This window comes from Kitasatospora sp. NPDC001539, from assembly GCF_040298565.1.
In the GTDB taxonomy this organism is placed as follows: Bacteria; Actinomycetota; Actinomycetes; order Streptomycetales; family Streptomycetaceae; genus Kitasatospora.
The window spans coordinates 1-21460 of record NZ_JBEPAK010000117.1; the positions used below are offsets into that span (position 1 = coordinate 1).

Sequence of the window (21460 nt, forward strand, 5' to 3'; positions counted from 1 at the left end):
TACCGGCCGCCGGGGCCCCGCCCCGGGTACGCGACGGGGCCGGGCGCCGCGGGGGCCCGGCCGGCGGTGGGGGAGAATGGACGGCATGTCCCGACGTCGTTCCGCGCCCCGCCTCGCCGCCCCGCGGCTGCTCCCCTCCTCCCCGTGCCCCTGCGGCCTGCCCGCCGCCTACGGCGACTGCTGCGGCCGGCTGCACCGCGGCCAGGCGGCGGCGACCACCGCGGAGTCGCTGATGCGCTCCCGGTTCAGCGCCTTCGCCGCCCAGGACGAGGCCTACCTGCTGCGCACCTGGCACCCGGAGACCCGGCCGGCGGAGGTGGACTTCGACCCGGCGCTGCGCTGGACCCGGCTGGAGGTGGTCTCCACCACCGAGGGCGGCGCCTTCCACGCCGAGGGCACGGTCGCCTTCCGGGCGTACTGGACCGAGGGCGCCGAGGAGGGCGTGCTCACCGAGAACAGCCGGTTCGTCCGGCACGAGGGCGCCTGGGTGTACCTGGACGCCCTCTCGCTCGGCTGAGCCCCAACGCCGGCCGGCTACAGGTAGTCGTCCAGCCGGCCGAGGGCGAAGCCGGCCGCGGTGACGTCGTTGAGCACCTTGCGCAGCAGGTCAGGCATGGTGGCCTTCCAGATGTCGGTGCCCCGGAAGTGGGTCAGGATGATGTCGCCCGGGTGGAGCTTCCGGTCGTCGTAGCGCCACTCCATGTGGTCCGGGAAGGCCTCCTCGTTCCACAGCGGCACCGCCTGGACCCCGCAGGACCCCGCCGCGCGCAGCGTGTCGTCGTTGTACTCGCCGTACGGCGGGCGGAACAGCCGGGGGCGGGTACCGATCTGCTGCTCCAGCTGGTCCTGCTGGTCGCAGATCTCGCCGCGCTGGGTCTCGTAGTCGAGGATCTTGAGGTTGCGGTGGTTGATCGTGTGGTTGTTGATCTCCACGCCCTGGTGGTGGAGGTCGCGGAAGTAGCCGTAGTTGTCGCGGGCGAGGTAGTCGGAGACGAAGGCGCTGATCGGGACGCCCAGCTCCTCGGCCATCTTGGAGAACTGCGGGTCCTTCTCGTAGCCGTCGTCGACGGTGAGGAAGACCACCTTGTCCTCGGTCGGTACCCGGAAGACCACGGGCGGGCGGCCGTCCTTCATCTTCACGCCCTGGGTGGGGGCGAGCGCCACCCTGGTCGCCGGGCGGGGCGGCGCCTTCAGCGGCGGGCGCTCCAGGCCCCAGCGCTGGGCGGTTTCGAGCGCGGCGCGGGTCACCGCCTCCTGCCGGGCGGCCGCCTCCCTGCTGCTCTCCTCCTCCTGGCGGGCGAGTCCCGGCAGGGGTGCCGCGGCCGGCGGGCGCCCCGCGGCGCGGTCCGCCGCGGGCGCCCCGGCGGCGGGTGTGGCGCCCGTCCCGGCCTGGGCGGGCTTCGGCTGGGCGGGGCCGGCGGGCCCGGCGCAGCCGGCGACGACGGCGGAGAGGCACACGGTGGCCAGCAGGCCGGTCCGCAGTCCGTTCCGCTTCGGCTGACTCCCCCTCAGACCCCCACTATTGCGACAAACTGATGGTCCGTTCATAGCTGCACTGCTCCCCCGCCGCGCACCCCCGCCAATCCCCCCGTCACCCGCGCGGGGCAACGCCGCGCCGGTCGCCTTGCCGTTCCTTTGCCGGGGGGCTCCGCCGAGCCCGCGCCCCGGGCACCCTGCCGGGCTTCTGCCGGGGCCCGGGGGCCGAAGCGGCCACTGCCGGGGCGAAAATCCTTTGCGGCGCGGCCACCCCGGAGCGGATCATGCGCCCATGACGAACACCGCGCCCCACCGCACCGACCTCTGGGCCGTCACCCCGGCCGACGTGACCACGCCCGAGGCCGGAGAGCTGCTGCGCGACTACTACTACGACGTGGCCAACCGCTACTACCGCCTGCACCTCGGCCGCGAGGGCACCCCGGAGGAGCTGGAGAGCGGCCTGGCCGACTCCCCCAGCGACGACCTCGCCGCCCCGAGCGGCCTCTTCCTGATCGGCCGCTACGACGGAGTCGCCCACGCCTGCGCCGGCCTGCGCCGCTACGACGACACCACCGTCGAGCTCACCCGCGTCTTCGTCCGGCCCGCCCTGCGCGGCACCGGCGGCGGCGGCCGCCTGCTCGCCGCCGTCGACGCGGCCGCCCGGGCGATGGGCGCCGACCGGATCGTCCTCGACACCCGGCTCGACCTGGTCGAGGCCCGCGCGCTCTACCTGCGCAACGGCTACCAGGAGATCCCCGCCTACAACAGCGGGCCGTACGCCCAGGTCTGGTACGGGAAGGACCTCGGCACGCCGACCCGGTGAGCGGGTCGGCGACTCGGCCCGCGCCGGTGCCTACAGTGCTTCCGGCTGCGGCCGGCTGGCCAACGCCGCCGTGAGCTCGGCGGCCGAGGGCGGGTTCGCCCCGGGCCGGGAGACGGTCAGGGCGGCGACGGTGACGGCCTGGACGAGGCAGCCGGTGAGTTCGGTGCCGGCCATCCGGGCGTGCAGGAAGGCGGCCATGAAGGAGTCTCCGGCGCCGACGGTGTCGGCGACCGCGACCGGGACGGCCGGTACCTGCCGGCGTCCGCCCCGGCGGCTGAGCCCGAAGGCGCCACCGGCGCCCAGCGTGACGGCGACGACGGCCGGGCCGAGGGCGAGCCAGCGCTCGGCGACGGCCTCGGCGGCCTCGCCCGGGTAGAGCCAGGCGAGGTCCTCGTCGCTCGCCTTGACCAGGTCGCTCAGCGCGACCAGCCGCTCGACCCGCCGCACGGCCTCCGCCCGGCGGCCCATCAGCGCGGGGCGCACGTTCGGGTCGTAGCTGATCTGCGCCCGGCCGCGCCAGCGCTCCACCAGGGCCAGCGCCGACGCCGCCCCCGGATCGGTGACCGCCCCGATCGAGCCGAGGTGGACGGCCGCGGGGGGCGCGTCGAGCTCGGTCGGCGGGAGGGTCCAGCCGATGTCGAAGGTGTACTCCGCCCGCCCGTGCCCGTCCAGCCGGACCACCGCCGAAGGCGTGCGCGCGACCTCGGCGGCGCGCACCTCCACCCCGGCGGACTCCAGGTGGGCCCGGATCAGCCGCCCGTTGGCGTCCGGTCCGAGTTCGGTGAGCAGCACCGCCGGGCGGCCCAACCGGGCCAGGCCGTAGGCGAGGTTGGCGGGACTGCCGCCGGGGTGCACGACGTCCGGTGTCCCGTCCGTGCGGACGATGTCGGCGACGCACTCGCCGATCACCAGGACGGGTGAAGCGGGGCTGGTCACTGCGGCTCCTGGCCTCCGGTGCGAGGGCGTCGTCTCGACCGCCAGCCTACGGGGTCGTCCGGGCCGTCAGCCTGCGGGGCGGACGCCGGGGGCGTCAGGGCATGAAGTACGGCCGCCGGACCTGGCCAGGTTCTCCGACGGCCGTGGCTCCGTCCGTCAGGGGGCGAAGCACTTCGAACCCTAGGCGCCGGGTCGGCGCTCCGCCACCACCGTGCGCCGTCCGGGCGATGTCCGGATGTGGTCACGGTCCTGGCCGCTCGGTCTCCCGTAGCTCTAGCCTGCCTGCGCGGTGCGTCCGGCACGCACCGGTGCACGGCTCCCACCCTCGGCTCACGAAGTGCGGTGATCTCCCTGCCCAGGCCCCGTGTCGCCCTCGCCCTGCTGCTCGCGCTCTGCGCGGCGCTGCTGTCCGGCGGCGCCCCGCCGGCCACCGCGGCCGACGGGCTGGGGGACCCGGTCTTCCCCGCGCTCGGCAACACCGGCTACCGGGCGCTCGCCTACGACCTGGCCTTCGAGTACCGGGCGGACACCCGCACGGTGGACGCGACCGCGGTGGTCACCGTCCGGCCGACCAGGAACCTCGCGCGGCTGTCGCTGGACGCGCTCGGCCTGGACGTGCACGCCGTCCGGGTCGACGGCCGGCCGGCCGAGTTCACCACCCACGACGAGAAGCTGACCGTCACCCCGGCGAAGGAGCTGCACCGCGGTGCCGCGGCGCGGGTGGCCGTCGCGTACTCGGCCGATCCGCGGGCCGCGCTGCCGCACACCGGCTGGGTGCCGACCCCGGACGGCTTCGCGGTGGCCGGCCAGCCCGACAGCGCGCACACCGTCTTCCCCTGCAACGACCACCCGAGCGACAAGGCCCGTTTCACCATCGCGGTGACCGCCCCGGACGGGCTGCTGGGCGTCGCCAACGGGGAGCTGACCCGGACCGAGCGGCTCGGCGACGGCCGCACCACCCGGCGGTACGTCTCCCGCGAGCCGATGGCCACCGAGCTGGTCCAGGTGTCCGTCGGCGACTACACCGTGCGCGAGCGCACCGGCCCGCACGGGCTGCCGCTGCGCGACGTCGTGCCGACCGCCCGGGCCGCCGAGCTGGCCCCCGCCCTGGACCTCACCGAGGATCAACTGCGCTGGGCCGAAGCGCACCTGGGGCCGTTCCCGTTCGAGGCCTACGGCCTGATGTCGGCCGACACCGACGACCCGGCGGCCTTCGCCTTCACCGGGCTGGAGACCCAGACCCTCACCCTCTACAAGCCGGGCTTCCTGCGCCGGCCGGAGTCGGCGATCGGCTCGCACATGATGCACGAGCTGGTCCACTCCTGGTTCGGCGACAGCGTCTCCCCCGCCACCTGGGCCGACCTCTGGCTCAACGAGGGGCACGCCGACTACTACGGCCTCGCCTACCGCTACGAACGCGGCTGGCCCGACGACCAGGGCCACACCACCCTCGTCGACCGGATGCGCCGGCTGTACGGCCTCGGCGACCAGTGGCGGCACGACTCCGGCCCGGTCGGCTCCCCGACCGCCGACCACCTCTTCGACAGCCAGCGCTACACCGGCGGCGCTCTGGTGCTGTTCGCCCTGCACGAGAAGGTCGGCGCGGACACCTTCGACCGGATCGAGCGCGCCTTCCTGCGCACGCACCGCTACGGCACCGCGAGCACCCGGGACTACCTCCGCACCGCCTCCGAGGTGTCGGGGCAGGACCTCGGTGGTTTCCTCACCGACTGGCTGTACGGGCTGCGCACCCCGCCGATGCCGGGGCACCCGGACTGGACGGTCGGGCCGGTCACACCGCCGTCGGCCGCCTCTCGCCCGGCCGGGACGGGCGCCCCGCAGGGCTCGGGGACGGTCTGAGCCCTTTCGTGCCCTCTGTCCTCCTCCACCCGCCCCGTCGCGCCGACGAGTGCGTCCGGGCGCTCCCCGCGCGCCCCTGGCCGGACGGCACCGAGCGGTCCATGGTGGTCCTCACGGCCCGCCTGCCGCCCGGCCGAGTCCCGGCCGGCTCGCGGGCCGTCCAACGTCCGCGTTCAGACCGGTTCCGCGCCCGTGGGAAGATTTCCCGGCGGAGAGGCAACCCGCACCGCCGCCCATCGCGTTCAGCAGCCGTGAGCACGACACCAACGAGGACGCGGCCCGCCCGGCCGCCACGGCTGACAGGAACGGTGCGGACACCATGGCAAGGGCGGCGGCAGGATGAGGGACGCGACACCGGACTTCGCGGAGTTCGTCGCCGCCTGCGGCCCGAAACTGCTGCGCGTGGCCTGGCTGCTGACCGGCGACCCGCACCAGGCCGAGGACCTGCTGCAGACCGCGCTGGCCAAGGTCTGGCCCCGCTGGGACCGGATCGCCCCCGACCGGCCCGAGGCGTACCTGCGCAAGGTGCTGGTCAACTGCCACATCTCCTGGTGGCGGCGGCGCTGGACCGGGGAACTGCCGCACAGCGACCTGCCCGAGCCGCCCTCGGCGCAGGCCGACCCGTTCGAGGGGGTGGTGCTCGGCCAGGTCGTCGCCGAGGCCGTCCGGGCGTTGCCACCCCGCCAGCGGGCGGTGGTGGTGCTGCGCTTCTTCGAGGACCTGAGCGTGGAGGAGACCGCCGAGGTGCTGCGCTGCACCACCGGCACGGTCAAGAGCCAGACGCACCGGGCGCTGGCCGCCCTGCGCGGGAAGCTGCCGGCCCGGGAACTGCTGTCGGACGGAGGACACCGTGAACGGGGCTGAACCGGCCGACGGCACCGAGGAGATCGAGGAGGAACTGCGCGTCCTGCTGCACCGGGCCGTCCCCGTGCTGGCCGAGCCGGAGGACCGGATGGAGCGGGTGCTCGAGCGCGCGGACCGGGCCAGGCGGCGACGACGGGCCACCGCCCTCGGGCTCGGGCTCACCGGCGGGCTGGTCGCGGCCGCGCTGGCCGCGGCACCGGCGCTCGCTCCGGCGCCGGACCACGGCGCGGTCGGACCGGCCGCGCCCGGCCCGGCCCGTACGTCGCCCTCGCCCGGCGCGGTGACGCCCCGCCCGTCCACGGCCACGCCGTCCGTCCCGCCGTCCGTCTCGCCCGCGGTCTCGCCGCCGGCGACCGGGGAGTTCGTCCGGTTCCTGCAGATCGGCGGGCTCGCCGTCACCGTGCCGCCCGGCTGGTACTCCGACGTCGCCGCCTTCAGGGACGGGAACCGGCTCCTCGGATACCTGGCCAACCAGCCGTTCGACGTGACGGCCCCCTGCACCCAGGTGATGGGCGTCTGCACACCGATCGGGCCGCTGGCGCCGGACCGGGCCTACCTCATCCTGCGGCTGGTCGACGTCCCCGACCAGGCCAAGGCGGCCGCCGGGGGGACCACCGGCCCGGTGGACGTCGCGCTCGACAAGGAGTGCTTCGGCCACGGCGGGAACCGGGAGACGGTCAGCAGCCGCAACGTCGACGGGCCGCAGGTCACCGTGCGGATCGAGCTGACGGCCTGCGCCCGGGAGCCCTCGGAGGCGACGCTGCGGCAAGTGCGGCAGGTCCTCGACTCGCTCCGGTTCGCCGGCTGACCCCCGGACCCCGGCACCGTTCACGTGCAGGCCCCGGTGGATCCGGCGGATCCGGAACGGACCGTAACCCTTGCGGCGCAACGTCGTTGGACCGGCCATGAAGAAGCGCAGCATGCTCGCCGTCGCCTCGCTCGCCGTGGGCTTCGTGGCCTCCCTCACCGCACCGAGTGCGCACGCCAGCGCCGTCGGCGGCCAGGAGGGCCTGCCGGGCTCGCTGACCAGTGCCCCGGACGCGTTGCCCGGGCAGGTCGGGGACGCGGGTGGCGTGGTCGGCCACGCCACCGGGTACGTGACCGGGTCGGCGGACGGCCTCGTCCCGGTCACGCCCGCTTAGGCCCTCTCCGGCCGAACCGTCGGGCGGCACCGCGGTCCGGCTGCGGTGCGCCGACGGAACGGCGGTACGGCGGTGGCGCGGTTCGGCGTCGAGGTGGGTCAGGACAGCGGTGCGCCGAGGTCCTGGGTCCACAGGGTGCCGGCGGGGCTCGTGGCCACCCCGACGCCGACGTCCTTGAAGCCGCAGTCGAGCATGTTGGACTGGTGGATGCCGCCGTCCATCCAGTGCGAGAGGACGGCCGACGGGGCGGTCGAGCCCCGGTCGAGGTTCTCGCCCCACTGGGACCAGCGGTAGCCGGCGGCGGTGATCCGGGCGTCGGGGTGGAGGCCGTCGGGGTTGACGTGGTCGAAGAAGTTGCGCGCGGCCATGTCGTCGGCGTGCTTCTGGGCGGCGCTGTGCAGCCGGGGGTCGATCCGCAGCGGGGCGCAACCCGCCTTGGCGCGTTCGGCGTTGACGAGGTCCACCAGCTGCCGTTCCGGGGTGGGCGGCGGTGCTGCGGTGGTCTGCCGGGCGGTCGGCGTGGGGGTCGGGGCCACGGTCTCGGTGAGGGTGGGAGTCGGTGTCGGGGTCGGCGTCGCCGTGGGCGTCGGAGTCTCCGGGGCGGTCGCGACCAGGGTCGGCAGGGCTTCCAGTGCGGCGGCCGGGGCGCTGGGTTCGGGTGCCGTCACGCGCGGGGGCTCGCCAGGGTTCGGCCAGACCAGGGCGAGCGTGGTCACGGCCACCGCTGCGGCCGAGCCGCCCACCAGGACGGCCTTGCGGGCCGCGCTGCCGGTCCAGCCGCCGTGCGCGCCGGGGCCGCCGCCCGTTCCGGTGCCGGTTCCCGCGCCCGCTCCGCCACTTGGGCCCGCGCCCCCTGCACCGGCCCCGCCACCCGCACCGACTCCGCCGCCCGCGCCGCCCGCAGCGGCGGTCGAGTGCGCGGCGGTCGTCGCCGCGGTGGCCGCCGTGTGCTGGAAGTGGAGCAGGGCGGGCGAGTCCAGCGGGATCGGGACCAGGACGAGACCGGCGAGCAGTCCTTCGGCCGGGAAGAGGTCGCGACCGAGGCCGTCGCAGCCGGCGCAGCCGCGGATGTGCCGGGCGATCCGCTTGCGCCAGACCGAGTTGGGGGTGCCGTCGAAGCCGGCCGTGACGTCGGCCAGGCCGGGGCAGCGCGGGTACGCGCCGAGGGCGCGGACCACCACCCGGCCCGCCTCGAGCTGCTTCTTCATCCGCTGGACGCGGACGGCGGCGTGCTGGGGGCTCAGGTCGAGGGCTTCGGCGAGTTCCGCGCGGCTGAGTTCGCCGCAGGCCTCCAGCCACCACAGTGCGAGCAGCTCGCGGTCGTCCGGGTCCAGCCACCGGGTGGCTTCGGCCACCTCGCGGCGCTGGCCGGAGAGTCCGAGGCGCAGGATGGTCAGATCGGTGAAGTCGGCACGCGGGTCGGGTACTTCCCAGGTCTCGTCCAGGCCGCCGACAGTGGGCTGCTGCTGCCCGACGGCATGCCGGCGGCGCACCTGGTTCATGGTGATGGCGACCAGCCAGGAGCGGAAGGCCTCCGGATCGCGGAGCCCCTCCAGGCCGTCCAGGGCGCGGATCATGGTCTCCTGGGCCACGTCGTCCACGTCGGCGTGGCCGCCGAGGGCGCGGCCGGCCACGTTGTAGACGAGCGGCATCCAGGCGGCGACCAGCGCCTCCTGGGCCTGCCGGTCGCCGGCCTGGGCCGCGCGTACCAGGGTCGTCCCGGCCCTGTTCTGCACATCAGCGTTCATGGTCCGCACTCCGTCTTGCCGTGTTTCCGTCCGCCGCTGCCTCCTCGGAGACCGGCGGGGAGTGATCAGATAACAACAATGTGCACGGAATCGGAAAATCGCACCGGTTAAGGGCCGGTGACGGGGCCTTGACGGCTGTGCGCCGCCGGGCTGCCACCGGGGACGGTCAGGCCGGTGCGGCGAAGACCTGGGTCCACCACGGGCCGCCGGAACCGGTCCGCACGCCAACGCCGAGCTGCTTGAACGCGCAGTTCAGGATGTTGGCGCGGTGGCCGGGGCTGTTCATCCAGGCGTCCATCACGGCCGCCGGGTCCTTCTGGCCGCGGGCTATGTTCTCGCCCCAGGTGCTCCAGCGGTAGCCGGCGGCCTCGATCCGGTGGTCGGCGTGGTAGCCCTCGGGGCTGGCGTGGTCGAAGTAGTTGCGGTCGGCCATGTCGTCGCTGTGCGACTGGGCGGCGCTCGCCAGCCGGGGCTCGGCGGTCACGGGAGCACAGCCGGCCTTGGCGCGCTCCGCGTTCACCAGGTCCACCACCTGCTGGGCGTAGGAGGCGGACGGACCGCCGCCGGCCGGAGCGGCCGCCGCACCGGCCGTGGCCCGCTGGGCGGTGGCGGCGGACCCGGCTCCGGTGCCGGCGCCGTTCGCGGCGGTGCGGGCCGCGGTCGGGCTCGGCTTGGCGGTAGCGGTGGCGGTGGGCTGGGCGGTCGCGGTGGCCGTCGGCGTGGGCTGGGCGGTCGGCGAGGCGGAGGCGGTCGCGGTGGGGGCGGCCGACGTGCTCGGGATGGCGGAAGGATCGCCGGCCCCCGGACTGCCCGCCACCGCGACGGCTCCGCCGGCGCCCGGCACCTGGATGCCGTCGTGCGTCCCGAGCTCGGCGGCTATCAGCGCGTCCGCCGCGACCGCCTGGCCGGCGAGGTCGCGGTCGGACTGCTTGCCGCCGTACGCCGCGTACCCGGCGCCGGCCAGCGCCGCGACCAGGCCCGTCCCGGCCACGGCGGCGACGACCGCCGTCACCGGCACCAGCGCGCCGCGCTTCCGGGCCCGACGGCCCCGACCGCCCGTCCGCTGGGCGGCCCGCCGCGCGGCCCGACCGCCCGGGCGGTCGTCCGTCCCCTCGGGGCCGTGGACGCCGTCGGTGCCGTACGTGCCCTGGGTGCCGTGGGTGCCGCCGCTCGGCGGGATGATGATCGTCCTGTCGTCGCTGTTCACGTGGCCACTGCTTCCTGTCCGGGTCGGCGGTGTCGGGGTGCCGACGGTTGGGAGACCTCCCGGAGGCGCGCCGATAACAGAAAGTCCGAACGGATGTCCGCGGGCCAGGTCGCGGCCTCAGTGGGCGGGGGCGTCCGGGGCCGTCTCGTCGGGGGCCATGTCGTAGGTGACGAACATGGTGCGGACGGCCACCTGGTCGTACTTGGCGCGCGCCCGGTGGTTGTCGTCCGCGGTGATCCACCGCACGGTCGTCCAGCCACGCTCGGCGGCGATCTCCCGCAGCCGGGCCAGCAGCAGGTCCACCGCGCCGCCGCCCCGCACGTCCGGGGCGACGAACAGGTCGTCCAGGAACCCGCCGACGGCGCCGTGCAGCGGCCGGGAGAAGGGGCGGAAGTGCGCGAGGCCGACCGGCGTCCCGTCCGCGTCCCGGACCAGCAGGCCCTCCACCTCGTGCGCCGGGTCGGTCAGCCACGACCAGACCAGCTCGGCCTTCTCGTCCGGTATCGGCACCCGGTAGAACGCGCAGTAGCCGCGGAAGAGTTCGCGCCAGGCGGGATAGTCGTCGGCCGTCGGCCCGGTGACGCTCCAGCGGTTCACGGCGGTGGTGGTCAACGCGGTCTCCCTCGGTCGGGCGGGCGGATCGGCCCCAGGATGACGCGCCGTCGGCTCCGCCGCCGATCTCCACCGCGGACAACGGCGGTGGCCCGGCGCTCCACTCCGGCGGCTTCCCGGCTGCCGGAGTGGAGCGCGGCGGCGGGCGCGGGAGGCGGGCGGTCAGGACGTCAGACCGCCGATCCCCTCGGTCAGGCCGTCAAGCTGCCGACCACCTTCGTCGGGCTGATGCGGATGACCAACCGGAGCACCTCGGCGGGGAGGTCGAGGTACTCCTTGCCGGCACCGGGCCCCTCGTACTGTTCGGCGAGGGCGACCGCCAGGGACCGGCCGGTGTCCTCGGTGACCGTGGCGAGTCCGCGGATCTCGGCGTAGCGCAGCGGGTCCGCCGGATCGAAGACCGTGAGACTGGCGCGCGGGTCGCGGCGCAGGTTGCGCTCCTTGCGGCGGCCGGCGGCGGTGGAGACCAGGAGGTCGTCCCCGTCGCGGCCGACCCAGACCACCGACGTCTGCGGGCCGCCGTCCGGGTTGACGGTGGCGAGGACGGCGGGGACGGGCGCGTCGAGGAGCGCGCGAACGGAATCGTTCAGCAGGGCTGTCATTCGGGCGAGGCTACCGGCCGCCCGACCGCCCCGCAGCCGGATCCGCCGGTCTCGAGGTCCTGTTCCGGCTCCCGGTCCCCGCCGTCACGGACCGGGAGGACGGCGAGGACGGGGACGGCGGGGAGAACCGGGAGGGCGGCGCACCGCGCCGGGGCCCGGATGCGGGAGCCGGGGCGGCCGCCGATGCTGGACGGGTGGCGGGGGTCGGGCCCGGCGGAGGAGCGGCGGATGGGGTTGCGGCGGTTGGCTGAGGTGTCGGGGGCCGTGGCGGCGGAGGGCGGGCGGCGGGCGAAGGTGGCCCTGCTGGCCGAGTGTTTGCGCGAGTTGGGGCCGGAGGAGGGGGCGGCCGCGGTGGTGCTGCTCTCCGGTGAGGCGCAGCGGCTGCGGACGGGCGTGGGGTGGGCTTCGCTGCGCGATCTGCCGACGCCGGCCGACGAGGCGTCACTGGGCGTGCGGGAGGTCGAGCGGGAGCTGGAGCGGATCGCCGGGGTGCACGGCGCGGGGGCGCAGGCGGAGCGGCGGCGGATGCTGGCGGGGCTGTTCGGGCGGGCGACGGCGGTGGAGCAGGGGTTCCTGCGGGCGGTACTGGTCGGTGATCTGCGGCAGGGTGCGTTGGACGCGCTGGTGGGGGACGCGGTCGCGCAGGCGGCCGGGGTGCCGGTGGCGGCGGTGCGGCGGGCGTTGATGTTCCGGGGGTCGGCGCGGGCGGTGGCGGAGGCCGCGCTCTCCGGCGGGGCGCCGGCGCTGGCGGCGTTCCGCCTGGAGGTGGGGCGGCCGGTGCGGCCGATGCTGGCGGCTTCGGCGCCGGACGTCGCCTCGGCGCTGGAACGCACGGGCCCGGCGGCGGTGGAGTGGAAGCTGGACGGGATCCGGGTGCAGGTGCACCGTGCGGGCGGGGAGGTCGCGGTGTTCACCCGCAGCCTGGACGACATCACCGCGCGGGTCCCCGAGGTGGTGGAGGCGGCGCTCGCCCTGCCGGTGGAGACGGCGGTGCTGGACGGCGAGGCGATCGCGCTCGGCCGGGACGGGCGGCCGCGCCCGTTCCAGGAGACCGCCGCGCGCACCGCCTCCCGGCAGGACCCGGAGCGGCTGCGGGCCGAAGTCCCGTTGAGCGTCTACTTCTTCGACCTGCTGCACCGGGACGGCGAGGAGCTGGTGGACCGTCCGGGCCGGGAGCGCTGGGCGGCGCTGGCCGAGGCGGTGCCGGACGGCCTCCGGGTCGCGCGCATCGAGACCGGGGACCTCGACGAGGCGCTGGCGTTCTTCCGCGGCACGCTGGCGCTCGGCCACGAGGGCGTGCTGGTGAAGGATCCGGCCGCCGGGTACGCCGCGGGGCGGCGGGGTGCCGGCTGGATCAAGGTGAAGCCCCGACACACCCTGGACCTGGTGGTCCTGGCCGCCGAGTGGGGCAGCGGTCGGCGGCGCGGCTTCCTGAGCAACCTCCACCTGGGCGCCCGGGCGTCGGAGGAGCCGGGCCCCGGCGAGTGGGTGATGCTCGGCAAGACCTTCAAGGGCCTGACGGACGAGACGCTCGCCTGGCAGACCGCCGAGTTGCTCGCCCGGGAGACCGAGCGGGACGAGTGGACGGTGCGGGTCCGTCCGGAACTGGTCGTCGAAATCGCCTTCGACGGCCTCCAGCGCAGCCCCCGCTACCCCGCCGGCCTGGCCCTGCGCTTCGCCCGGGTGGTGCGCTACCGGCCGGACAAGCGCGCCGACGAGGCCGACACCGTCGCCACGGTACGGGAGCTCGCCGCCGCCGAAGGGCTCTGAGGCCGGGCCGTCAGGGGCGTCGGGGCCCGCCGGGGCCATCGCGTTACGCCGTTCGGCGCAGTGCTGCTGCCTCAAACCTGTCGGGCCGCGAAAGAGCTCGGACGGGGGGCGAATCGGCCATTCTCGGCAATCCGGCCACCGTGCCCTCCGCGGGCGGATCAGCGGCGGTTAGGTTGGCAATGACAACGAGAGGCGGCCGCCGGGCAGCCGGCGGCGTACTGGCGAGAGGTGCCCGACATGCGGGTGAGCGTCGACCGGGACCGCTGCTGCAGCTCCGGGATGTGCGTCATGAACGTCCCCGACGTCTTCGACCAGGACGACCAGGACAGCCTGGTGAGGCTGCGTCGGACCACTGTCCGGCCCGACCAGGCCGCCGACGTCAGGCTGGCCTCCGAGCTCTGCCCCGGCGGTGCGATCACCGTCGTCGAGGACGAACCCGGGCCGGCGTCCGCCTGAGGCCCACCGCACCACGAGCCCGCGCCGTCAGACCGCTTGACGGACCGTCACCGAGCCGAAGCCCCCCACCCGAGGACACCGCGACGCGAGGAGACCCCGCCTTGACCAGCACGCCCGCCACCGAGGCCGTCCGCCTCCCGGCCCCGCACTCCAGCGGCTGCCCGTTCGGCCCGCCGCCCGCGTACACCGCGGCCGCCGCGGCCGGTCCGGTCACCCGCGCCGACCTGCCGGACGGCCAGTCCTGCTGGCTGGCCACCGGGTACGCCGAGGTCCGCACCGTCCTGTCGGACCGCCGGTTCAGCGCCGACGTGCGCCACCCGTCCTTCCCGCTGCTCGTGGCCGGCCGCCGGGAGCTGATCACCGCCAACCCGAGCTTCCTGCGGCTCGACGACCCCGAGCACGCCCGGCTGCGCCGGATGGTCACCGGGGACTTCCTGGTCAAGCGGATCGAGGCGCTGCGCCCGGCCATCCAGCGGATCGTGGACGAGACGCTGGACGCGATGACCGCCGGCCGGACGGAGGCCGACCTCGTCGCCGAGTTCGCGCTGCCGGTGCCCTCGCTGGTGATCTGCCTGCTGCTCGGCGTGCCCTACGAGGACCGCGACCGCTTCCAGGGCCTGAGCCGGACCCTGCTGAACAACCGGAGCAGCATCGAGCAGCTCACCGCCGCCCAGCGCGAGATCCTGGACTACCTGCGCGGCCTGGCCGCCCGCAAGCGGGAGAACCCGGAGGACGACATCCTCAGCCGGCTCGCCGCCCGGGACGACCTGACCGTGGACGACGTCGCCAGCACCGGGGTGCTGCTGCTGGTCGCGGGGCACGAGACCACCGCGAACATGATCTCGCTCTCCACCGCCCTGCTGCTGGAGCAGCCCGAGCAGATCGCCAGGTTGGCCGACCCGGCCGCGCTGCCCGGCGCGGTGGAGGAACTGCTGCGCCTGCTGACCATCGTGCACACCGGGGTGCCCCGGGTGGCGCTGGAGGACGTGGTGCTCGGCGGCCGGACCATCCGGGCCGGGGAGGGCGTGATCGCGATGCTCTCCACCGCCAACCGGGACGAGGCGGTGTTCGGCGGCGGCGCCCGGTCGGTGGACGAGCTGGACCTGGAGCGGGACGCCCGCCGGCACCTCGCCTTCGGCTTCGGCGTGCACCAGTGCCTGGGACAGCCGCTGGCCAGGGCCGAACTCCGGATCGCGCTGGAGACCCTGTTCCGACGGCTGCCCGGGCTGCGGCTGGCCGTCGCGGAGGAGGAACGGGAGTTCCGTACGGACTCCTTCATCTACGGGATGCGCTCGCTCCCCGTGGCGTGGTGACCGGTGGCGTGGTGACCGGTGGCGTGGTGACCGGTGGCGTGGTGACCGCCCTTCGCTGAGGCCCGTGCGGCGGCCGCACGCCGCCGCGAGGGGCCGGGAGGCCCGCGGGATCGGCGGAATCCGGCCGTTTCCGGAAGGCCCGACGGGTCACCCGGGCGGCCGGCGGGTCACTCGGCTGGCCCTGGCGCCGGGCCGGGGGCAGGCTTGAAGGGCGAAGACAGATCCGGCCTGCCGCGCCCGCGTGCAGGCGCGCCCGGACCGGCCGAGGAGACGGAGCCCGCGATGAGCGACATGAGCCAACGCTCCCAGGTGAGCACCGATCGCGAGGAGGACGTCCGCGCCGCCGATCCCGAGGAGGGCATCACCTCGATGCAGAACCTGCACGCCCAGGACACCTCCCCGGCGGAGGGCGACTCCATGCTGGAGGAGCCCGGCATCGCCGGCTGACCCGTCCGCCACACCGATTCGACCGCCCGGCGGGACCGGGCGGTCACTGCGACCGCAGGTGTCGCTGCCCGGGCGGCGGTCCACCGGCGGGGGAGGATAGGCGCATGACCGAACACGATCAAACGAGCCGGCAGGCCCGGCCGCCCGTCGATCCGCGCACCACGTGGGCGACCTGGACCACCCAGTCGATCATCAGCGGCCCCGGCGGGGTGGCCACCGCCGAGGTCGGCCCGATCTCCGGGGACCTCACCGTCCACACCACCTGGGTGGACGGCGAGGCGCGGCTGACCGTCCAGTACACCGGCGCGCTCGACTGGTACACCGTCTCGGGCAGTCCGGTGCCCGCGGCGGACGAGATCACCGCGCGGGCGATACACCAGGCCATGGTCAACGGCGTCAAGGCCGGGCGCGGGGCGAAGGCGCCGACCTCGCCCGCCGGTTAGGGCGCAGCCAGGACGCCCCCTGCGGACGTCCCGCTGCGGGCCGTCCACAGAGGGACGTCCGCAGGGGGACGTCCCCAGGGGGACGTCCTACCGGACGACCCGGCCACCGATCGTCGGCCCGGCCTCGGCCCAGTAGCCGCGGTCGGCCGGCGTCCGCGAGCGCAGATCGGCGCGGACCTGCTCGGCCAGCCGCCGGGTGTCACGGCGGTTGACCGTCGCGCCGATGCCCGCGCCGAGCATCAGCGGGGCCACCGACGGCATCCGGCGGATCCAGCTGCGGGTGAGCCGGCGGCGCACCTTGCGGCGCACCTCCGAGCCGAGTGCGAGGGCCGCGAAGCCCGCCGGGCGGATCAGCAGGGTCGAGTCGATCCCCCGGCGGTTCGCCCAGGCGGCCAGGTAGGCCCCGCCCCGCTGGGCGGTGCTCCCCTGCGCCGGCATGCCGTAGACCTGGTGCAGCTCGGCGAGCAGCTTGATCTCCACGGCCGCCACGGCGAGCACCTCGGCCGCGATCTCCACCGGCATCGCGGGCGGCACCGGCAGCATCGCCATCGCGCCGACGCCCGCGCCCAGTGCGCCCGAGGCCCGGGTGGCGCCGGCGACCAGCAGGTCCGCCAGCTGCTCCGGGTCGGCTGCGCCCGGGTGCTGGGCGCGGAGGGTGGCGAGGTCGCGGACCGGGATCCGCGGCGCCGCCCGCACCAACCGCTCGGTCAGGGCCTTGCCACCGAGCGACGCTCCCCTGGTGGCGGCCCGCCCGCCGTCGACGAGCCGCCGTGCCCCGGTCGCCACCAGCGCCCGGCCGCGGCCGCGCTCGGCGTGGTAGTCGGCGACCCGCCAGGCGCCGGTCGGCCGCTCGGCGCCCTCGACCAGCTCGGCGAGCTCGTCGGCCAGGTCGGGCGCGGCCGCCGTCTGCGGCCCGCTCCCGGGGGCGGCCGGGGCGGGGTCGACCGCGGGCCCGCCGGCACGGGCGGGCTCGTGCATGGAGAGCCCGGGTTTCGAGGGCCCGGGCTGCGGACGTTCCGGCCGCTCCGCGCGGCCTTGTCTGCGGAAGAGTCCCATGCGTCTGCGGTTACCCCTTCCGTCCGGCGGTACGCCCCACTCGTTGCGCCCGGCGGTACGCCCCTTCGTTCCGTCCGGCGCCGCGCCCTACTCGGCGATCTCCACCCCGCGCCAGAACGCCACCCGGCCGCGCACGTGCTCGGCCTCCGGCTTCGGGTCGGCGTAGAACCAGGCGGCGTCCGGGTTGGTCCGTCCGGCCACCTCCAAGGTGTAGTAGCCGGCGGTGCCCTTCCAGCCGCACACCGTGGTCGTCCCGGAGGGCCGGAGGAACTCGGCCCGGACCGATTCGACCGGAAAGTAGTGGTTGCCCTCGACGACGACGGTGTCATCGCTCTCGGCGACGACGACTCCCTGCCAACTCGCTGTGGTCATGGCCCGATTGTGCCCCACGAACGGGGTGCCACCCGCAGGACCGGGAAAAGCCGGGGCGCACGGCCGCGGCCCGGCCGCACGGCAACCGGGCCCGCCTCACGGCAGCGGCTCGGCGCTGACCGGCAGGTGCGGGGTCTGGTGGCCGCCGCTGGCGAGCATCCGCACCTCGCCCGCGTCGCTGATCTCGGCGCGGACGATCCCGGTGGCGTCCTGGTAGACGGGATGGCCCCCCGGGCCCTTGGCGTCCGTCCGGCTGACCTCGACCACGTCCTGCGGGGCGTGGGTGCCCGGGGTCCCGGGGAAGGTGAGGGCGTAACGGTCGACGGTCTTCATCACCGGCTCCTGATCCTTGTCGGCGGCCCCGCCCGCGATCCTTGTCGGCGGCCCCGCCCGCGTCAGGCGGTGGCCCCGGAGGCCCGGGCGTGCGAGCCCCGGACCTCCAGCTCGGCGAGCAGCCGGGAGGTGGCCTCGGCCACCGCGTCCACGGCCCGGTCGAAGGCCTCGCGGTTGTGCGCCGCCGGGGCGCGGAAGCCGGACACCTTGCGGACGTACTGCAGCGCGGCCGCGCGGTAGTCGTCCTCGTCGGCGTCGGGCGTCACGGGCGGTCGCAGCGTCTTGATGTTGCGGCACATGCCCCCAGTCTCGCGCGCGGGCGCCCCTTCGGCGACCTCCTCCCGTCACGTCCGCCTCACGGGAGCGTCATCCGGCCGGATTAGGATGCCGGACGAACCAATAGCCCGCCACGCGTCCGCACCAGGCGCGGGCACCACTCCGGAGTCCCCCTTGCCCCTCGCGCTGGTCGCGCTGGCCGTCACCGCGTTCGCCATCGGCACCACCGAATTCGCCGCCATGGGGCTGCTGCCCCAGGTCGCCGACAGCCTGCACGTGTCCGTCCCGCAGGCCGGCTGGCTGATCTCGGCCTACGCGCTGGGCGTGGTGGTCGGCGCGCCGCTGCTCACCGCACTGGCCGCCGGGCGGCCGCGCAAGGCGGTGCTGGTCGCGCTGGCCGCGCTGTTCGCCACCGGCAACCTGCTGTGCGCGGTGGCACCGGACTTCTGGACGCTGGCCGCCGCCCGGCTGATCACCGGGCTGCCGCACGGGGCCTTCTTCGGGGCCGGGGCGGTGGCCGCCGCCGAACTGGTGGCGCCGGACCGGCGGGCCCGGGCGGTGGCGGTGATGTTCTCCGGGCTGACCGTCGCCAACATCGTCGGCGTCCCGGCCGCCACCCTGCTCGGCCAGCACCTGGGCTGGCGGGCGACCATGCTGGTGGTCGTGGTCGTCGCCGCCGGCGGCACGCTCGCCATCGCACGGCTGGTGCCGGCCCTGCCCTCCGCCGAGCAGGCCGGACTCCGGCACGAGCTGCGGGCCTTCCGCAGCGGCCAGCTCTGGCTGGCGCTGGCCACCGTGGTGTTCGGCTGCGGCGGCATGTTCGCCTACTACAGCTACATCGCGCCGCTGCTCACCGAGGTCTCCGGTTTCGCCACCGGCTCGGTCACCCTGGTGCTGGCGCTCTTCGGGGCGGGCATGACCATCGGCAACGTGCTCGGCGGGTTCGCCGCCGACCGGGCGCTGCGGCCGACCGTCTGCGCCGCCTTCGTGCTGCTCGCGGCCGCGCTCGCGCTGTTCGCGGTGACCGCGCACGCCCGCTGGTCGGCGGCGCTGACGGTGGTGCTGATCGGGCTGTTCGGCTTCGCGATCGTGCCGGCGGTGCAGACCCTGGTGATGCAGAAGGCGCGCAGCGCGCCCACGCTGGCGTCGGCGACGGTGCAGGGCGCCTTCAACCTGGCCAACGCCCAGGGCGCGTACTTCGGCGGCCTGGCCCTGGACGCGGGCTTCGGCTGGACCTCACCCACCCTGGTCGGCTCGGGCCTGGCCGCCTCCGGCGCGCTGATCGCGGCACTCGCCTGGGCGGCCGACCGCCGCCGACCGGCACCGGTGGCGGTGGAGCCGGCGGCGGCAGAACCGACGGCCACGGTGGAGGCCGCGGCCGCGCTGGTCACGGCGTCGATGCACTGAAGCCCGTGCGGAACACCGGGCACGGGCCGCTCGGGGTGTCGTCCGACCTGCTGGTTCATCCGGTTCGCGCGAGCCCGTGCGTGTGGGCGAGGGCCCGCACCGCGTGGCGCGGGCCCTCGCCGTTTCGTCTCCCGGAGGACCGACCATCCAGGCCCCCTGCCGGGTGAGTTCCCGCCGTTTCGGCTCCGGGGTGGCGAGCACGCCATCGCCGAACGGCGCCGACCGGGCTCCGGACCGGCTAGATCTCCCGGTGGGCGTCGGCCAGCAGCAGGTAGCCCTCGCCGTTGAGCTTGATGCCCGCCTTCTCCTCCTCGGTGAGCTCCCGCCGGACCTTCGCCGGGACGCCCGCGACCAGTGAGCCGGGCGGGACGGTCATGCCCTGCGGCACCACGGCGCCGGCGGCGACCAGCGAGCCGGTGCCGATCCGGGCACCGTTGAGGACGGTGGCGTTCATGCCGACCAGGGTGTCGTCCTCGACGGTGCAGCCGTGCAGGACGGCGTTGTGGCCCACCGAGATCCGCTCGCCGAGCACCAGCGGGAAGCCCGGGTCCGCGTGCAGGGTGCAGTTGTCCTGGATGTTGCTGCCCGCGCCGACGGTGATCGACTCGGCGTCCCCGCGCAGCACCGCGCCGTACCAGACGCTCGCGCCGGGCCCCACCGTCACGTCCCCGACCACCACGGCGTTGGGCGCGACGAAGGCTCCCGGGTCGACGGCGGGCACCCGGCCCCCGACTGCGGCGATCATCGGCTCCGCCATGTCTCGTCCTCCTTCTGCTGACGTCGGCCGTGCTCCGGCCGTCAGCGTAGGGGGTGGCCGGGACCGGGCGGCGACCCGGGGGTGATCGCCGGGGCACCGGCGCCGCAGAGGGCGGCGGTGGTCAGCCGGTCCCAGGCCGCGTCGGTCGCGTGCGCGGCCGCGTCCGTGACGTCGTACGCGGTGACGGCGGTGGCGAACTGCCGCCTGCCGTCCGCCGAGCCGAGCACCAGGGTGCGGTAGCCGGGGACACCGCCCGCGGCACCCCAGTAGGTGCCGCACGGGGTGTCCACGCGCAGCAGGCCGAGGCCGCGGTCCGGGCCGTCGCCGAGGCGGGTGGTCCGCTGCATCTCGGCGAGTTGGGCCGGGTGCAGCAGGCGGCCGTCGAGCAGGGCTCCGATGAAGGTGGTGAGGTCGGCGGTGGTGGAGATGCCGCCGCCGGAGGGGCCGGCCTCCGACGGGTCGAGCAGGGTGACGTCCACCGGGCTGGCGTCCGTCCTGAGGTAGCCGTGGGCGTGTGAGCCGGGGACGAAGGGCGAGTCGCCGGGCATCGAGGTGCCGGTGAGGTGGAGCGGGCGGATGATCCGGCGGGTGACCTCCTCCTGCCAACTGCGGCCGGTGAGCTTCTCGATGACCATCCCGGTCAGGACGTCGTCGGTGGCGGAGTCGCGCTGGTCCTGGCCCGGCGGGAAGGCGGGCGGGTACCTGTCGGCGATGTCGACGAGGTCCTGGAGGGAGTACGGCTCGAAGCGGCGGGTCGTCAGCCAGTCCTGGCCGGAGGGGTCGAAGGCCGGGTCCTTGCGGTAGTCGGCGACCCCGCTGGTGTGGTCGAGCAGTTGCCGGACGGTGATCCGGGTGCTGTTCGGGACGACGCCGGGCAGCAGGCACTCGAGCCGGTCGTCCAGGTCCAGCCGCCGCTCGCCGACCAGTTGGAGCAGGGTGGTGGCGACGAAGGCCTCGGTGGCGCCGCCGATCCGGAAGCGGCCTTCCGGGTCGGCGGGCAGTCCGGTGGCGAGGTCGGCGACACCGGTGGCGTCGCGCCACAGCAGCCGGCCGTCCTCGCGGACGGCGGCGAGGGCGGAGGTGCCGTAGCCGTGGCCGGGGCCGGTGAGGCCGGCGAGGGCCGCGTCGGCGGCGGCCCAGTCGGCGCGGCCGGCTGCGGAGTCGGTCCGGTCGCCGCGGTCGGCGGCGGTGAGGTGGACGGTGCCGTGGCAGCCGGAGGCCGGCGAGCGGCCCGCGGGCGCGGCGACGGCGGCCGGGGCGAGCAAGGCGAGCAGGACGGCGACCACGGCGGTCACCAGGACGGCGAGCAGGGCCGGTCGGCGGTGCCGGGCGGTGCGGTCGGTGGCGGTCATGCCGTCCTCCCCGGTACGGGCGGCCCAAGGCGGTGCCTCCGGCCGCTTCCATGGCTCCGGACACCATGGCAGGCCGGCGGCGGGCCGTCGTCGCCCTGGCGGAGGAGGCGACCCCGGTCGGCCCCGGGGGCGCTACCCCGAGGCGGGTCGGGGTCCCGCTCTACCCCTGGCTGATGCGGCTGGTCGGCGCGGTCACCGGGCTCGGCCC

The 21460-nt window shown here is 75.7% G+C and carries 24 protein-coding genes; 12 read left to right on the forward strand and 12 right to left on the reverse strand.

Annotated features, from left to right (window positions below; genetic code table 11):
• Positions 1–85 precede the first annotated feature (85 nt).
• The gene (locus tag ABT247_RS19195; RefSeq protein WP_350743990.1) at positions 86–517 is read left to right on the forward strand and encodes a YchJ family protein; all 432 of its coding nucleotides are present in this window, start codon (positions 86–88) and stop codon (positions 515–517) included.
• Positions 518–534: 17 nt separating this feature from the next.
• Here ABT247_RS19195 and ABT247_RS19200 read toward each other — a convergent pair whose 3' ends face one another.
• A complete protein-coding gene (locus tag ABT247_RS19200; RefSeq protein WP_350743991.1) occupies positions 535–1458 on the reverse strand; it encodes a polysaccharide deacetylase family protein in 924 nt (307 codons plus the stop codon).
• Between the two features lie 310 nt (positions 1459–1768).
• On the opposite strand from ABT247_RS19200, the gene ABT247_RS19205 reads away from it, so the two are divergent.
• Positions 1769–2299, forward strand: coding sequence for a GNAT family N-acetyltransferase (locus ABT247_RS19205; protein ID WP_350743992.1), 531 nt, complete (start codon positions 1769–1771; stop codon positions 2297–2299).
• A 30-nt stretch (positions 2300–2329) separates the two neighbouring features.
• Here ABT247_RS19205 and ABT247_RS19210 read toward each other — a convergent pair whose 3' ends face one another.
• Positions 2330–3235, reverse strand: a complete 906-nt coding sequence (locus ABT247_RS19210; protein ID WP_350743993.1) for a carbohydrate kinase family protein — start codon at positions 3233–3235, stop codon at positions 2330–2332.
• A 342-nt stretch (positions 3236–3577) separates the two neighbouring features.
• Here ABT247_RS19210 and ABT247_RS19215 point away from each other — a divergent pair, with 342 nt between their 5' ends.
• The 4 genes from ABT247_RS19215 (at position 3578) to ABT247_RS19230 (ending at position 7101) form a co-directional block, all read left to right on the forward strand.
• Positions 3578–5095 carry a M1 family metallopeptidase gene (locus ABT247_RS19215; protein ID WP_350743994.1) on the forward strand — a complete coding sequence of 506 codons (1518 nt, stop codon included), beginning with the start codon at positions 3578–3580 and terminating at the stop codon, positions 5093–5095.
• Positions 5096–5434: 339 nt separating this feature from the next.
• On the forward strand, positions 5435–5959 hold the full coding sequence (locus ABT247_RS19220) for a SigE family RNA polymerase sigma factor (protein WP_350743995.1): 525 nt from the start codon (positions 5435–5437) through the stop codon (positions 5957–5959).
• Positions 5946–6767, forward strand: coding sequence for a hypothetical protein (locus tag ABT247_RS19225; protein WP_350743996.1), 822 nt, complete (start codon positions 5946–5948; stop codon positions 6765–6767). The genes ABT247_RS19220 and ABT247_RS19225 overlap by 14 nt, the downstream gene beginning before the upstream one ends.
• Positions 6768–6864: 97 nt before the next feature.
• Positions 6865–7101, forward strand: coding sequence for a hypothetical protein (locus ABT247_RS19230; RefSeq protein ID WP_350743997.1), 237 nt, complete (start codon positions 6865–6867; stop codon positions 7099–7101).
• A gap of 98 nt (positions 7102–7199) precedes the next feature.
• Here the strand turns inward: ABT247_RS19230 and ABT247_RS19235 are convergent, their stop codons facing one another.
• The 4 genes from ABT247_RS19235 to ABT247_RS19250 all read right to left on the reverse strand — a co-directional run bounded on the left by ABT247_RS19235 (position 7200) and on the right by ABT247_RS19250 (position 11270).
• The gene (locus ABT247_RS19235) at positions 7200–8849 is read right to left on the reverse strand and encodes a sigma-70 family RNA polymerase sigma factor (protein ID WP_350743998.1); all 1650 of its coding nucleotides are present in this window, start codon (positions 8847–8849) and stop codon (positions 7200–7202) included.
• Positions 8850–9015: 166 nt separating this feature from the next.
• Positions 9016–10056: a CAP domain-containing protein gene (locus ABT247_RS19240; protein ID WP_350743999.1), complete on the reverse strand. Its 1041-nt coding sequence runs from the start codon at positions 10054–10056 to the stop codon at positions 9016–9018.
• Between the two features lie 117 nt (positions 10057–10173).
• Positions 10174–10668 (reverse strand): GNAT family N-acetyltransferase, encoded by a 495-nt coding sequence (locus tag ABT247_RS19245; protein WP_350744000.1) that lies wholly within the window; start codon positions 10666–10668, stop codon positions 10174–10176.
• Positions 10669–10859: 191 nt separating this feature from the next.
• Positions 10860–11270 (reverse strand): PPOX class F420-dependent oxidoreductase, encoded by a 411-nt coding sequence (locus ABT247_RS19250; protein WP_350744001.1) that lies wholly within the window; start codon positions 11268–11270, stop codon positions 10860–10862.
• A 228-nt stretch (positions 11271–11498) separates the two neighbouring features.
• On the opposite strand from ABT247_RS19250, the gene ABT247_RS19255 reads away from it, so the two are divergent.
• From ABT247_RS19255 to ABT247_RS19275, 5 genes are all read left to right on the forward strand, one after another.
• Complete coding sequence (locus ABT247_RS19255) at positions 11499–13040, forward strand: ATP-dependent DNA ligase (protein WP_350744002.1); 1542 nt, start codon at positions 11499–11501, stop codon at positions 13038–13040.
• Between the two features lie 237 nt (positions 13041–13277).
• Positions 13278–13496: a ferredoxin gene (locus tag ABT247_RS19260; protein WP_350744003.1), complete on the forward strand. Its 219-nt coding sequence runs from the start codon at positions 13278–13280 to the stop codon at positions 13494–13496.
• Positions 13497–13597: 101 nt separating this feature from the next.
• Positions 13598–14809: a cytochrome P450 gene (locus ABT247_RS19265; RefSeq protein WP_350744004.1), complete on the forward strand. Its 1212-nt coding sequence runs from the start codon at positions 13598–13600 to the stop codon at positions 14807–14809.
• A gap of 282 nt (positions 14810–15091) precedes the next feature.
• Positions 15092–15256 (forward strand): hypothetical protein, encoded by a 165-nt coding sequence (locus ABT247_RS19270; RefSeq protein WP_350744005.1) that lies wholly within the window; start codon positions 15092–15094, stop codon positions 15254–15256.
• Positions 15257–15360: 104 nt separating this feature from the next.
• Positions 15361–15699: a hypothetical protein gene (locus tag ABT247_RS19275; protein ID WP_350744006.1), complete on the forward strand. Its 339-nt coding sequence runs from the start codon at positions 15361–15363 to the stop codon at positions 15697–15699.
• An 87-nt stretch (positions 15700–15786) separates the two neighbouring features.
• Here ABT247_RS19275 and ABT247_RS19280 read toward each other — a convergent pair whose 3' ends face one another.
• The 4 genes from ABT247_RS19280 to ABT247_RS19295 all read right to left on the reverse strand — a co-directional run bounded on the left by ABT247_RS19280 (position 15787) and on the right by ABT247_RS19295 (position 17759).
• Positions 15787–16677, reverse strand: a complete 891-nt coding sequence (locus ABT247_RS19280; RefSeq protein ID WP_350744007.1) for a hypothetical protein — start codon at positions 16675–16677, stop codon at positions 15787–15789.
• Between the two features lie 165 nt (positions 16678–16842).
• Positions 16843–17127 (reverse strand): DUF427 domain-containing protein, encoded by a 285-nt coding sequence (locus ABT247_RS19285; RefSeq protein ID WP_350744008.1) that lies wholly within the window; start codon positions 17125–17127, stop codon positions 16843–16845.
• Between the two features lie 96 nt (positions 17128–17223).
• Positions 17224–17460, reverse strand: coding sequence for a DUF6296 family protein (locus ABT247_RS19290; protein WP_350744009.1), 237 nt, complete (start codon positions 17458–17460; stop codon positions 17224–17226).
• A 62-nt stretch (positions 17461–17522) separates the two neighbouring features.
• A complete protein-coding gene (locus tag ABT247_RS19295; protein WP_350744010.1) occupies positions 17523–17759 on the reverse strand; it encodes a DUF2277 domain-containing protein in 237 nt (78 codons plus the stop codon).
• A 151-nt stretch (positions 17760–17910) separates the two neighbouring features.
• Here ABT247_RS19295 and ABT247_RS19300 point away from each other — a divergent pair, with 151 nt between their 5' ends.
• Complete coding sequence (locus tag ABT247_RS19300) at positions 17911–19143, forward strand: MFS transporter (RefSeq protein ID WP_350744011.1); 1233 nt, start codon at positions 17911–17913, stop codon at positions 19141–19143.
• 238 nt (positions 19144–19381) lie between these two features.
• Here the strand turns inward: ABT247_RS19300 and ABT247_RS19305 are convergent, their stop codons facing one another.
• Together ABT247_RS19305 and ABT247_RS19310 are read right to left on the reverse strand one after the other, a co-directional pair.
• Positions 19382–19900, reverse strand: coding sequence for a gamma carbonic anhydrase family protein (locus ABT247_RS19305; RefSeq protein WP_350744012.1), 519 nt, complete (start codon positions 19898–19900; stop codon positions 19382–19384).
• Positions 19901–19941: 41 nt separating this feature from the next.
• Entirely contained in the window at positions 19942–21252 is a 1311-nt protein-coding gene (locus ABT247_RS19310) for a serine hydrolase domain-containing protein (protein ID WP_350744013.1), read from the reverse strand.
• Between the last annotated feature and the right edge of the window lie 208 nt (positions 21253–21460).